The following is a 13,402-nucleotide window of genomic DNA, read 5'->3' as shown; positions in this document are numbered from 1 at the left end:
CAGAGTTCAGAGTTCAGAGTTCAGAGTTCAGAGTTCAGAGTTCAGAGTTCAGAGTTGGGAGTTGGGAGTTGGGAGTTGGGAGTTGGCCGCCCTTGGGAAGCAGGGAACCGCAGTAAGCCACTCCCCGACCCCCGACCCCCGACCCCCGGCTTTACCGGTACCAGGGGTATCCCTTGGCGCGGCGGCGGATCAGGTGCTCCAGCAGGAAGAAGGGGCGTATGTAGAGGACACCCTTGCGGCGCAGGCAGAAGAGATCGATCACGAAGTGGTAGAGGGCTCCGGCGAGCAGGGAGAAAAGGACCGGATAGAAAAAGGCGAGGAAGGCCAGGAGGAGAAAAAAGTCTACGGTGTGGAAGAGACAGAGTCCGACGTAGGGAATCTCCTTTTCAACCGGCAGCAGGTCGGCGAACCAGCGGAACATCCCGGGAATACTCAGCCGGTGGGTTCGCCCCACGAAGAGGAAGTAGTGGTCGACGTCGATCAGCACCCCGCCCACGGAAAAAAGCGCCAGTTCGGTCGCCGGCAAAAAGGGGGAGAGCGCGGCGGCTGCGACGCCGGTAAGGACGATGTGCTCGGTAAGGGTCATGTAGGTAAATGCCCGCCTTTCTTGAAAAGGGAGCTGAGCGTGATTTAATACTAGGCATTCCAGGCAAGGAGGAAATCATGGATGCCACGGTACAAAAAGCCATCGTTGATTTGACTCAGTTGAAGCAGTCAATGCAGAACGGCATAGGGCAGGTCAATGACTGCATCGAAGGACTGCGATCCGGTAAGATGAGGGTCGTTGACTGCACCGAAACGATCGAGAAGATGACCAATGTCTGTCGCAACACCCTGATTAACGTCGAAAGGCTGTTGCCCGAAGAGGAAGATGTCTGAATCCCTCTCCGCTTAACTGTTGTGGCCGCTACGATTGTCTATGTAGCGGCCATTCCCGCCTCTGCTGTTCCAGGTACATCCCCCCCAGCTAAGCCCGCTTCAGTTACAGCAAGAAAGTAGTCAGCAGTCCCCGAAGATCATCGTTGGTCCCGGCTTCCTTCTTTATGATGTCCTTCCGCTCTTTCCTGGTCAGCAGGGCGCAAAGGTGTTGCTTTGCGGACGACTCGCTCCCGGCGATATCGGTGGCCATCTGGCAGAGCAGCTGGATCGGAAACCCATTCCGGTATCCCTGGACCAGCTTCCCGATTTCATCGCGGCGTTGCTCGTCGCTCCAGCTCTTGAAAACTTCGGTTCCAAATCCCAGCATGTAGTCTCCCCGGTAAGTTTCGGCACATCGATCACCCTGCCGTCAGGTCTGGTGCGCTATTTCGTCTTGTGTTGGTGGGTAAAGATGTGCTCCTGGCAATAGCATTGCTGCCCTTCGCACTTCGGGCAGTAGCGGAAATCCATGTCGGGATTGGTCTTGTCGGTGATGCCGCAGACCGCGCAGCGGTGGATCGGCTCGCTCACGCGCCGGCGCGGCGCGGCGGCCGCGGTCTGCACCACCCGGCGCTTCCCCTGCTTGAGGGAAAAGGAGATGTCGCGGGCGAAGAAAAGCAGGAAGTTTGCCGTTGCCGCGAGCACCGTCAGCCGCGTTCCCCAGTCTCCGAAGATGAACTTGATGGCGTAGCCGCCCCAGGCGAGCAGCGCGAGCCATTTCACCTTGACCGGCAGGACGAAGAACAGGAGGAACTCGTAATCCGGGAAGATCGTGGCGAACGCAAGGAAGACGGAGCCCGCCAGGAAGGCGTTGCTGACCGGCAGGTCCGGGGTAATGAAGGACGTGGCAACGGTGATGGCGCAGCCGAGGATAAGGTAGACGTTGTAGCGAAAACTCCCCCAGTGCTGCTCCAGCGCGGTTCCCATCAGGTAGAAGATGTACCAGGCGAAGAAGGCGAAGATGATGCTTTGCCGCGGCGGGTCGAACGGAAACGCGACGATGCGCCACCACTCCCCCTCCATTACGTAACGGGCCGTCAGCTCGGTGGACTGGCGTTCGATTCTCCCGGTCATGAAGGCCACGTAGAAAAGCGATTGGCCGGCGATGAGGATGACGGTGAGGTTCGGTATGGCGAAGCGCCCCAGCTTTTTTTCCAGAGCGTCGAGAATTCTCATTGGGTCCGGGTCCTTTCCCTGTGGCGAGCCCGAGCCATCAGCTCAGACATCGGTAACTTCACCGGGTTGCGGCGAAGGCGGTAATCTACCACAGCTGCATTCCCCGCTGCAAGCGGCACAACTTGTTTGGACCCCGATAGACGCAGAAGAACGGTCGCAACCACGGAAAAGGTAATACCAAGCGGAATGGTGTTGATTATTCCGCTTTCCTTTCATAGAATGGCCGGTAACCCAAGGAAACAAAGGTTGCCATGCCCAACGTTCTGCTCATTGCCGATTCCCCTCGTTTAAAACAGATCTTCGAAGCCGTCGACGGCACCGGGATCCTCATCCTCCGATCCGCCGCCACCCTTGCCCAGGCGGAGCAGGAAATAGCCGTCGAACTCCCCGCCGTCACCTTCATTCAAAGCCGCATCTCCGGCCTTTCGGTAGATCTTGTTCTGCTGCACCTGAGAAAGATGCTGCCGGAGGGGGCGCGGATCGTGGTGGCCGCCGCAGATCGGGATGAACTGGAAACGGCCGGCCGCCAGCAACTGCACTCGCTCGACCTGGCCCTTTCCGATGACGAGGTCATCGCCGCCATTCATGATGCGCTCTCCGGCGTCTTCACCGCTCCTTCAGGCGCGGCGCCGGCGGCCAAGCCGGCCCAGGTAACGGAACCCGGCGGCAAGGATGTGGTTGAGGACTTTGTCATCGAGGATTCGGTGCGCCTCAGCACGGTTGCCCCGAAACCCGACCAACCCGACGATTTCGTAGTCTTTTCCCCGAGTCATGAGCCGCAGCCTTCCCGGGCGGAGGAGCCCGAGCCTCCCAAGGTTGACTTCCAGGACCTGCTCAAGGGAAAAGAGGAATCCTCCTCGACCTACGAATATCCGCGTCTGACGGGGGAATTCTCCCATGCCCAGTCGCTGGCCGACGCGATGCGTTCCGCAGAGCAGGAGCGCCGCAGCAGTTGGGTGGTGCCGGTAGCGGTGGGAGCGATCGTCCTGGTTGGGGTACTTTTTTTTACCCTGCGCAAGGGAAGCCACAAGGAAGTTGCCAAGGCCCCGGCGCCGATCGTCACCCCGGCTCCCGCCCCGCCTCGAGCGGTGGATGTGGGCTCTCTCGCCATCAAAGATCTCGAAAAATCCCCGGTTCCGGCTCCGACGACCCAACCGCCCAAAGCTGCGGCAAAAGGGCCGGCACAGGCAAAGGGACTGGCTCCGCAGGTGCCTGTCCCCCTAACTCCGGCGCCCCCGGTCGCGGTCGCTCCGGCCAAGCCGGCTCCGTCGCCGCTGGCGAAAACGCCATCGACTAAGCCGGCCCCGGTTCCAGCCCCGCCCGCAGCAACCGCTCCGGCGACGAAGGCGCCGAAAGCCGCGCCCGCCTCCCCCGCTACTCCCGCGACGCCGGCCGCTCCCCATACCGGACGCCCGGTACCGCCGATAGTTACCGCAGGGGTGCTCGATGCAACCTACGAAAAGAAGCATCCCGGCTGGCAGAAATACGTGAGCCCCGCCGCGGAATTCAAGGTCTACCGCGAAGGTGGCAACGTCAAGGCGCTCCAGGTTATCGCCAAGGGAGACACCATCCCCCATGCGCTTCTCAAGCGGGTCCTCAAGGAGTTTGCCGGAACCGAAGGCTACCGGGTGCAGACCCGTGCGGTCCAGGCGAATTTCCTCGTGGAACGCGGGGAAGCCAAGGCTGGCGTGGGGGTGACGGTCTACCGGAAGAAGGGTGACCAGAAAATGAGGGCGTTGGTACTGTTCTACCGGTGATGCAGGTTTATCCCGCTTTAATCGCACCACTGCCTGGCCAGGGTGTGGAACTGCCGCGCAGCAGTATGGAGTAATCATGGTCCGTTTCGAAATAAGGGGAGCGCTCCTGTTGGCGCTTCTCGCTCTTTTGTCCCAGCCGACTCACGTCCTGGCGGCCCCGAACGCCTTCGACATCGACGTGAAGGAACTCGACGGAGAAAAGGCTGCCCCGCAGAAGGCGAAGACGCCCAAGCCCCGTAAGGAGCCGGCCCGCAAAACGCAGCACCAGGGGCATCCCGCCAAACACTCGCCCGCACCGGACGGGTTCGTCCGTTACACCATCAAGCCGGGCGACCACCTGTTCAAGATCCTCATCACCCAGTTCGGGATGTCCAACGAGAAGGCCGAACACCTGATTCCGGAAATCCTGCGGGTAAACCACATCGACAACATCAAGGGGCTGACGGTCGGAAAGGTTATCCTGATTCCGCTGGAGCGGTCGCACGGCGGCGAGACTGCCAAAAGAGAGGCGGCCCAGCCGCGGCGCGAGCCGGCGCCGACCCACACCAAAGAAACCGAGCCGGTCGGAGTTGCGCGGGTGAAAGAGGTGGTAGCCGCCAAGAAGACGGAAGCTGAGGTGAAACCGGCCAACGCGCCGCCGGTAGCCGCACCCGCGAAGCCGGCGGAAACGACTGCCGCGAAAAAGGCGGAAGCGGCTCCCGCCAAGGGAGCAGAACCGGCGCCTGCGCTGGCTGCGATCGCCCCCCCGCCCAAGCATGCCGAACCAGCCGCACCGCCGGTGGTCGTCGTGTCGCCGGTCGTTGCCGACCCGCTGAAACCGGCACCGGTGAAAAGTGCCCCGGTTGCCGCGACACCCGCCCCGCCCCGCCCAGAAAAGCCGGCGGTGCATGCCGAGCCCGTGATTCCCAAAAGTGCTCCGGCACCGGCCCCCGTCGTGGCAAAGAAGGAAGTCCCGGCGCCGCCGGCACCTCTGGCACCTCCGGCTCTGCCGGTTGCGGTGGCAGCTCCGCTCGCGGTGCCAACCTGGATCTGCAGCGTGCCGGACAGCGACCCGCACCACGTCGTGGACGCGATGATGAACGCGCTCTCCCTGAAGTGGAGCAAAAACCACGTGGTCCGTTCCGACGAAGGGGCGAAGACTGCCTTCAGCGTGATGGTCGACCGGTACTTCGAACTGAAAGGGAAGCGCTACATAATCACGGCCGGCGAGATCGACCCCTACAACTACACCTTGCTCCGGCTTCTGGAGAACTCGGGTTACAAGGTGCTTCGTCTCAAAAAGGGGGAGGGATTCGAGGTGCTTGGCGAGAAGCTGCTGCGTCTGGTCGGGATACCGTCCGCCTTCGGCAACCATTTCGTGGGCGGCACCGAAGGGGCCAAGAAAGGCTTTCTGCTTGGGGAGGATGACACCGGCGGCAGGAGGATCGTGGTGACCCGGGAGTCGGTGGCCCAGGATCAAAAACGGGTGCTGGCCGCCGGGTGCGGCGGCAACTAGCCGGTAATTCGACATGGAAACGGAAAAAGGGGCACAGCGAACTGTGCCCCTTTTTATGTATCAGGGTTGGCTGGCCTTGTGGGAGCGCCCTTCCGGGCGCGATCAGCAGGGATCAATCGCGCCCGGAAGGGCGCTCCCACAGAGCTGACGAGAGCACAAATATTGGTCTATCTTCCCGCCCATGTGGCAACCGCCACCTATTTGAACGCAGCAATTACCCCCTGCACCTGTTGGCGCAGGTCACCAAGCTCTCCCTTCAGGCTCGCGACCTCCTCCTGGAGCTGCAAAACCCGTTCTCGGCGAGGCGGCGTCTTCGGGCGCACCTGCGCCGGCCCCTTCTCCGCGTCTTCCAGGGGCTCCTCTTCCGTGATTTCCGGCATACCCGCAAAAACCTGCAGGTACCGCGCTTCCTTGCGACCCGGCTGCCGGGGCAGACGGATCACCAGCGGGGGGCCAAACTGCATCAATTTCGCCAGGAGTCCTTCCACCCCCTCCGGATCGGCAATCTGCACCATGCGTTCGCATCGGTTGCGCAGTTCGCCTGGCGTTTGCGGGCCGCGCAGCATCAGCTCGGTCAGGATCGCCCGCGCGGCAGGATCGAGCCCAAGTTTGTCGCCGAGGCTGTGGCAATACCGATCGACCCGTCCGCCGGTGGTGGTTCTGCGGGCAAGGCCCTTGGCCGCCAGTCCGGCAAGCCCTTGATTGATCTCCGCTTCCCCGAGATTGAGGACCGGGTCACGATTTGACTTCTGGTTGCAGGCGCTTTGCAAGGCATTCATGCTCAGCGGGTAATTCTCCGGCGTGGTCAGCTCCTTTTCCATGAGGCTGCCCAGGATCCGGATCTCGAGTTCGGTCAGGTTGAGTTTCATGTGGGTCCTCTCCGATCAATGAGCCGGTGCACTGTTCCGGCTGCCGCATGCTAACGGCATTCCCGCAGCATGTCAATGCAAGCCTCTTCTGTTCAGACTCATGCTGCCCCCCCCTACCATCGGGACGGTTTTTGACCCGGCGGTGACGGGTCGTTTTAGGGGTGACAAGCACCAGCCAGAAACGGTAAAATTGCCGGAATGTTCTCGCGCCCCGTCCGGCTCTGCCGGCAGCGCGCTTCAGCGCCGGACCTACCGTGCCGACGCCCCATACCTACCACTTTCGGCGCAGACGCGGCTGATCGGCCAAACCGTCCCGCGCTGTCAGGGAGACCCATGCATATATCCGATATCAAAGGCGCCGTCGGCCGGAGCAAGGCCATCGTTTCGGTGCTGACAGTAGCTATGTTGCTAACCATGGCCGCGGCGACCTCCGCCCGTGCCTTTTGCTTTGAAGAGGCCGGGCGGGAATACGGCATCAACCCGCAGATCCTGCGGGCGATTGCCAAGGTGGAATCGAATTTCAACCCGGTTGCGGTCAACGTCAACACCAACGGGACCTACGACGTGGGTCTTATGCAGATCAACTCGAGTTGGGCCTCTACGCTGGGCAAAGAGCGCTGGAAGGCCCAGGGGGATGCCTGTTACAACACCAAAACGGGAGCATGGATCCTCGCCCAATGCATGAATAAGTACGGCTACACCTGGAAGGCGATCGGCTGCTACAACAGCCAGACGCCGGAGAAGCGGGATCGTTATTCGCGGATGGTGTTCAAACAGCTGCAGCGGGTCCATCCCGTGGCCGAAGAGGCATCCTACGCCCCGGTGAAGGACCAGTTGGAAAATGTGGTGCGCAGCAAGGTCGACGGATGGGTTGAGCAGACCGCCCAGGAGAAGGGAGCAGCGCGGGAATTCGTGGTCAAGGATCGGGCCTACGTGCCGGTACCCAAGGAGGTACTGGCGCACCCACCGGCTCCGACCGACGCGAAGCCTAAGGAGAGCCTGCCCACCGCCTCGGAACCGGCGCTGGCCTCCTCACGGAATGCGTTGGGAGCGGAGATCGGGCTGCAGTAGCAAAACCCAAGGTCGGACGAGGACTGAAGCAAAAAAACAAGCGGAACCGGCCTCATCCTGTGGGAGCGCCTTTCCAGGGGCGATCAGCAGCGGTAATCGCGCCTGGAAAGGCGCTCCCACAGTGTTTGTTGAGCACCATCTTCCTCTATCCGATTGCATACCGATGCAGGACAGCCACTCCGGTTTTTGAGGGGTCAGAACTTCCTGGTCAGCGCCAGGTGGAAGGCGACGTCGGGGGATCGGTCCACCATCACGTCTTCGGAGACCCCAATGTCGAGGGCGGTGTTCGGCGAGAAGGCGATGGTTCCCCCCATTACCATCAGGGTCGAAAACCCGCTCAATTCCGGGAGTTCGCTGTCCTTGTAAAATGGCGTGTGGGATGAGAACTGCACCTTGAAAGCGACCCGTTCCCAAGGGCTCCAACCGGCGCCGAGACTTCCGAATCCCACCAGGTAGCGCTGCTGGTCGGGGAGCACGTCCCCCCTGGTCTTCGCCAACGCCCCCAGCTGTCCAAAGAGCGCCGTACGCGTCCCACCGGCGAAGCGCCAGTCACGCTGACCGGTCAACCACCACGACGTGTCGGTGCTTCCGCTTCCCATGAGTCCCGAGCTGTCTCCGGTCGGTAATTTCACCAGTGCCCGCAGCGCCAGCGCCCAATTCTCGTTTTGCACCAGTTGCATTCCCCCTGTCACTCTCAGATCCCCAATGCCCAGCTCGCTTCGGGTGTAGTTGAAGCGCTGAGGCTGTGCCTTCGAGCTGTCCTGGTACCAATACACGAGCTGGTTGCGCGGATAGTCGGGCCGTCCCCCGTCGGGGAGGTGGAAAAAGGAATGCCACCCCTCGATGAAGCCGTCCAGGAAGCCGCCGCTTTGGTTCACCACCGGTATCTCGATCCCCGCTTCGAAGCGGCTGCCGAAGCCGCGGCTTAGGGAGAGCGTGGTGCGCAGGCTTTCGCCGTCGAGAAGGATCTTTTCCGACCCGATTGATTCGTGGGCGAAGTTACTGGCCAGGTCCAGGGCGAGGTTTGCTTTGCTGTGTCCCGCCGGGAGGACCCGGGCCTCTTCGGGGGCGGGAAGGCCGTAGATCTGGATGATGGGGCTTTGGTTGAAGGTTTTGAACGGGGTGATTTCCGCCGCACGCGCCGCAGGAAGGGTGAGGCAAGCAAGTGCCACGGCGGTAAGGAAGACGCTAATACGTCGGTAAGATTGGGTTATCATCATGGGGTGGGGATTATAAGGTAAAACACGGAAAAAAGAAAGCTGCCGAACCATCAGGTCCGGCAGCTTCTTTTTTAGCAGGCAGTGAGTGGGGAAGGGGGACTGGCTTCGAAGGTGCCGGTCCCTTTCCGTGCTTTTAGAAGCTGAAGCCCGCCATCAGCTGAACCCTGAGCTCCTCGGGGATGGTTTTGTTGTCGACCTTGAAGGTTTTGGTGGCAGCCGCCGCATCAAGATCGAGGAACAGGAAGCTCAGGCCGGCGGTGAGGATCAGCGGGTTGGTGCTTCCGTCAACAGCGGCGATGTTCTTCATGGCGCCCGCTCTCACCTTGAGAATGGACCAGGGGTGGATCTCAACCCCGCCGCCGATATTCTGGCTTTTGACGCCGTTGTTCAGCGGCCCGACCGACTTGTTCTTGGTCAGGTCCATGTCGGCAGCGATGGTGAGCCACTTCCACGGGTCAAGTGCGATACCCGCGCGAACCATCGGGTCAAGGGCGACATCCTCCCCTTTGACCGTGGTGGTAACGATCGCGCCGGTGGTCGGATCGTTGGTGTATTTCTGGTAGTTCGGGGCTTTAAACGTCGGCTTGTTAAGGTTCTTGCCCACGACACCGACACTCAGGATGCTCTTTTTCCAGAGGACACCGGCATCGACGCCGATGTTGTTGGACTGTTCGTGGTTTTTGGTCAGCTGTTTCCCCAAGTCGCCGGAGCTGATGGCTTTACCCGAAGGGTCGTTGACGAGCAGAACCTGATTTTGGTAGACGGAGCCGGCTATCGCCTTCACCGCAACCCCGACACCGAGGGTTCCGAACTGGCCGAGGTTGATAGGGTGACCATACGCAATCGGCGCTTCGGCATACAAAAGTGCCTTGGATACCACCGATGAGGTGTTGTTGCTGATGGAGCTGTTGGACCCGGAAGCGATGCTCTGCGTCAGCTTGCTGGCAGCGTCGAATGCCACATCCGCGGACTGACCCTGGGCCGCCAGGGTAATCTGGAGTGCATCGACTGCCTGGGTCGCCTGCGGTGCGGTTACCGTAGGTGTGGTTAGGTTGGCGATCAGAATGGAACGCTGGGCGTCGGTGAAGAATCCGTTGTTGGTGAGACTACCGAAGCCAGGGGTGTGGGACAAAGCGTTGTAGATGTCAGTCGGCGTGACGGTGTTGCCCGAAGTCTGGTTCGGGAGAATGTTTGTTGTGTCGGCCACCGGGACCACCGATCCCTCGAAGTTCCCAAAGACACCGAAGGAAAGGTGTTTGATCGCGAAGCCAACCGGTACCCCGCCGGAAATAGAAAGATTGCCTCCTCGTTTGCTGATGTCATCGAGGATACCAATGAGCTTTACCGCGTTGGCGACGGTATCTGGAGTGGCGTTGTTGCCGAGATCTTTAATCTGGTCGAACTTGATCTTGCTGAGCTTGTCGACGTTGTCGGTCAGCGCGTCGTTGCCCCGGACGCCGAACTCGGCGCCGGTCATGAACGAGAAGGTCTTGTCGTTGAAGGCGCCGCCGGCGGGGTTCCAGTAGGCGGTGAAGGCGCCGTTTTGGCGGGCGACTCCGGCGCCCCCGATCCCGAGGGTCCCGATCGGCTGCCATTCGGCAGCGTGTGCGGCGCCTGCAAATGACAGCAGGGCTGCCGTGATGGCCAATACTTGGTGGGGTTTTTTCATAGGCAAATCCTCCGACTATAATTAAGAGGTGATGGTGGACGTTTTAATTGGAACCTGATGCCAACTATCGGGATGGCAGGGGAAAACTTTAGATTTTTCACGATTTTTTCTTTTTCAGGGCGCCCCCACTGGTCAGACCAAATTGGAAACCCGCATCCAGCTTGGCAAAAGCGACAGTGTCTCTGTCTGTTATTTGTTCCGATACATAAAGTAAAACCAAAACAAAATTGCTGAAAAGGGCGGTGCTTTAGCATAGGTCAATTTTGTTTTGCATTTCTGAAATTGGATATCTACGAAAGGTGGAGAATTCCTGACAGCAACAAACTGTAAGTGTAATAAAACGGCAAGGATTGAGTTTGTCACGGTAAATTAAATAGTATTTTTGTATCGTTCCCGCCGGTCTCTGACAGTGTTATTACCAATTGCGCAGCATCAAGGCGACTTGCTCTCTTCCCCGACGCGCCCCTCATAAAGCAGCGCTGCAAGGAGTCCTCTCCGCCTCCGCCCAAAAGCACAATCCCCTTGAATTCCTGCCTCGTTATGCGTTACTCTGCAGCTTTGGTGCTATAGAAAAATCTAAGCTAAGAGGGATCGGAGAACCTTAGTCTATGGAGATTTACACGGGTCCGCAGCAGGGAGCTCACCGCAGGAAAAAAGGCTCCTCCACCGGGAAGACCGTTGCTACCGTCATCGCCGGCATCTTGGTACTGGTGCTGCTTGCTTTTGCCGGCTATTTCTTCTACCTCCTCGGCGCGCTTCCGAAGGTGGACCGGCTTGCCGACTACCGTCCCCCCATCGTTTCGCAGGTTTACGGCGAGGACGGCAGCCTGGTGGGTGAGTTCTATCTCGAGCGCCGCACCGTGGTTGCGGTGGACAAGATCCCGCGGCGCCTGATCCAGGCGTTTGTCTCCGCCGAGGATTCCAACTTCTACCAGCACAAAGGGATCGACTACCTGGGGATTGCCCGGGCCGTGGTCAAAAACGTGATCTCGCTGCGCAAGAAGGAAGGAGCTTCGACCATCACCCAGCAGGTGGCGAAGTCGATGCTTCTCACCCCGGAGAAGAAGTTCTCCCGCAAGCTCAAGGAGGCGATCCTCGCCAAGCGCATGGAGGAGCGGCTCTCCAAGGACGAAATTCTCTACATCTACCTGAACCAGATCTATCTCGGGGCCGGCGCCTACGGCGTCGAGCTCGCTGCGGAAACCTACTTCGGCAAGGAAGTCGACAAGCTCAACCTGGCGGAGATGGCCATGCTGGCCGGCCTCCCCAAGGCGCCCAACACCTATTCCCCGATCAAGCATCTCGACAAGGCGAAGGAGCGCCAGGCGTACGTCCTGGAGCGGATGGTGAAGGAAGGTTACGTCACGCAGGCCGAGGCGGACCACGCGAAGGCGACCCCGATCGAGATCCACTCGCTGAAGAAGGTGAACCCGGAACAGTCGGCTTATTTCCTGGAGCAGGTCCGGCAGCAGCTGGAGGAGAAGTACGGCGAGGAGAGGCTCTACAAGGACGGCTTGAAGATCTACACCACGATGAATGCCGAAATGCAAAAGGGTGCCTACGAGGCGGTGGTGAACGGGCTCAAGGCAGTGGACAAGCGGCAGGGCTTCCGCGGGCCGGCGAAGTTCCTCGCCGAAACCGAGGTTGACGGCTTCTGCAAGAAGATCGAGGATTCCATCGACACGGTCTCCATGAAACAGGGGGCGACCTATCCGGGGGTGGTCACCGCGATCGCCGAGGGAAAGCGTGAGCTGACCGTGCGGGTAGGCGACCGGACCGGGACCCTCTCGAAAAAGAACATGGATTGGGCCGGGCAGGTGAAACTGGTGAGCGCCTTCGGCAATCCGGGCGAAAAACGCGCCATCGCCCTGGGCTCGGTGCTCGACGTACAGGTGAAGGAGCCGGACACCAACAAGCAGGGGGCGGTCTTCGCCCTGGACCAGGCGCCCGAGGCGCAGGCGGCCTTGATCGCCATCGACCCGATGACCGGTGGGGTGCGGGCCATGGTCGGCGGCTACGACTTCAAGAAGAGCCAGTTCAACCGGGCCATGCAGGCCAAGCGGAACCCCGGATCCGCCTTCAAGCCGATCATCTACGCCGCCGCCATCGACAAGGGGATGACCCCGGCTACGATCATCGATGACTCCCCCGTGGAATACGAAAGCGGCGGGGACCGGGCCTGGAAGCCGAAAAACTACGACAACATTTACCGCGGGCCGGTCACCATGCGCGAGGCGCTGACCAACTCGATCAACATCGTCAGCGTCAAGATCCTGGAAAGCATCGGGGTCAACTCGGCGATCGAATATGCGAAGAAGCTGGGGATCACCTCGCCGCTGGCGGCGAACCTCACCCTGGCGCTCGGTTCGTCCAGCCTCACGCCGATGGAGCTCACCAGCGCCTACGCGGTCTTCGCGTCCGGCGGCTACCGCATGACCCCGTACTTCATCACCAAGGTGGTGGACCGCGAGGGACAGGTCCTCGAAGAGGTGCAGACACCCAAGGTTCCGGTGTTTGCACCGGTCTCGAGCGCCGCTGCCAACCCCGACGGCTCCGGCGATCAGCCGGCTCCGGCGGTCCCGGCGGCACCCGCTGCACCGGGGATGGTCCCCGCCAATGCGGTGCCGGTCATTTCGTCCGATACCGCCTACATCATGACCAACCTGATGGAGAGCGTCGTCACCAGCGGTACCGGCGGCAGGGCCCGGGCCCTGGGCCGTCCGGTCGCCGGCAAGACCGGTACCACCAACGATATGAAGGACGCCTGGTTCGTGGGGTACGTCCCGCAACTCGTGGCCGGGGTCTGGGTCGGCTACGACCAGGAACGGAGCCTCGGCGCCGGAGGGTCGGGCGGGCAGGCCGCCGCGCCGATCTGGACCGAGTTCATGCAGCGGGCGGTGGCCGGGATGCCGGTCAAGCGTTTTACCGTCCCCTCCAACGTCACCTTTGCCCAGATCAACCCCCGCACCGGCCATCTTGCCAAGGATGGGGAGGAAGGCGCGATGACCGAATGTTTCGTCAACGGGACCGAGCCGACCACCTACGACGGCGAAGCGCCGACAGAGGGGGAAACTCCCCCGGCGGAGGATAAGTCGGCGACATTGCAGTGATTTTATGAAAGGATTCCGCGCTTTTACGCGCGGAACGGTCCGACGCTAAAGCCGCTCTGGGAGCCGTTTCAGGAGGGGGTAGGTGAGCTCCCGCCGCGCCCAGTGCGGGATAAAAAA

General features: G+C 60.8%; 11 protein-coding genes. 5 read left to right on the top strand and 6 right to left on the bottom strand.

What is annotated here, in order from left to right; genetic code table 11:
- Window positions 1–151: 151 nt before the first annotated feature.
- Window positions 152–586: a hypothetical protein gene (locus JFN93_RS13085; protein ID WP_199384541.1), complete on the bottom strand. Its 435-nt coding sequence runs from the start codon at window positions 584–586 to the stop codon at window positions 152–154.
- A gap of 77 nt (window positions 587–663) precedes the next feature.
- Here JFN93_RS13085 and JFN93_RS13080 point away from each other — a divergent pair, with 77 nt between their 5' ends.
- Entirely contained in the window at window positions 664–879 is a 216-nt protein-coding gene (locus JFN93_RS13080; RefSeq protein WP_199384540.1) for a hypothetical protein, read from the top strand.
- A 103-nt stretch (window positions 880–982) separates the two neighbouring features.
- Here the strand turns inward: JFN93_RS13080 and JFN93_RS13075 are convergent, their stop codons facing one another.
- On the bottom strand, window positions 983–1,246 hold the full coding sequence (locus JFN93_RS13075) for a hypothetical protein (RefSeq protein WP_199384539.1): 264 nt from the start codon (window positions 1,244–1,246) through the stop codon (window positions 983–985).
- 56 nt (window positions 1,247–1,302) lie between these two features.
- Window positions 1,303–2,094: a rhomboid family intramembrane serine protease gene (locus tag JFN93_RS13070; protein WP_199384538.1), complete on the bottom strand. Its 792-nt coding sequence runs from the start codon at window positions 2,092–2,094 to the stop codon at window positions 1,303–1,305.
- 251 nt (window positions 2,095–2,345) lie between these two features.
- On the opposite strand from JFN93_RS13070, the gene JFN93_RS13065 reads away from it, so the two are divergent.
- Together JFN93_RS13065 and JFN93_RS13060 are read left to right on the top strand one after the other, a co-directional pair.
- Window positions 2,346–3,851, top strand: a complete 1,506-nt coding sequence (locus tag JFN93_RS13065) for a hypothetical protein (RefSeq protein WP_199384537.1) — start codon at window positions 2,346–2,348, stop codon at window positions 3,849–3,851.
- Window positions 3,852–3,927: 76 nt separating this feature from the next.
- Entirely contained in the window at window positions 3,928–5,346 is a 1,419-nt protein-coding gene (locus JFN93_RS13060) for a LysM peptidoglycan-binding domain-containing protein (protein WP_199384536.1), read from the top strand.
- 197 nt (window positions 5,347–5,543) lie between these two features.
- On the opposite strand, the gene JFN93_RS13055 is transcribed toward JFN93_RS13060, so the two are convergent.
- Entirely contained in the window at window positions 5,544–6,215 is a 672-nt protein-coding gene (locus JFN93_RS13055) for a YceH family protein (RefSeq protein WP_199384535.1), read from the bottom strand.
- Between the two features lie 333 nt (window positions 6,216–6,548).
- Here JFN93_RS13055 and JFN93_RS13050 point away from each other — a divergent pair, with 333 nt between their 5' ends.
- Window positions 6,549–7,286, top strand: coding sequence for a lytic transglycosylase domain-containing protein (locus JFN93_RS13050; RefSeq protein ID WP_199384534.1), 738 nt, complete (start codon window positions 6,549–6,551; stop codon window positions 7,284–7,286).
- A gap of 194 nt (window positions 7,287–7,480) precedes the next feature.
- On the opposite strand, the gene JFN93_RS13045 is transcribed toward JFN93_RS13050, so the two are convergent.
- Window positions 7,481–8,458, bottom strand: a complete 978-nt coding sequence (locus tag JFN93_RS13045) for a DUF3187 family protein (protein ID WP_199384533.1) — start codon at window positions 8,456–8,458, stop codon at window positions 7,481–7,483.
- A gap of 181 nt (window positions 8,459–8,639) precedes the next feature.
- Window positions 8,640–10,175: a conjugal transfer protein TraF gene (gene traF / locus JFN93_RS13040; RefSeq protein WP_199384532.1), complete on the bottom strand. Its 1,536-nt coding sequence runs from the start codon at window positions 10,173–10,175 to the stop codon at window positions 8,640–8,642.
- 608 nt (window positions 10,176–10,783) lie between these two features.
- Between traF and JFN93_RS13035 the strand changes: the two genes are divergently transcribed.
- Window positions 10,784–13,285 carry a penicillin-binding protein 1A gene (locus JFN93_RS13035; RefSeq protein ID WP_199384531.1) on the top strand — a complete coding sequence of 834 codons (2,502 nt, stop codon included), beginning with the start codon at window positions 10,784–10,786 and terminating at the stop codon, window positions 13,283–13,285.
- Window positions 13,286–13,402: the final 117 nt, after the last annotated feature.

It is taken from the genome of Geomesophilobacter sediminis, from assembly GCF_016458275.1.
Taxonomy (GTDB): domain Bacteria; phylum Desulfobacterota; class Desulfuromonadia; order Geobacterales; family Geobacteraceae; genus Geomesophilobacter; species Geomesophilobacter sediminis.
Note: the sequence above shows the minus strand (reverse complement) of the source record. Positions and strands in the feature narration are given on the sequence as shown.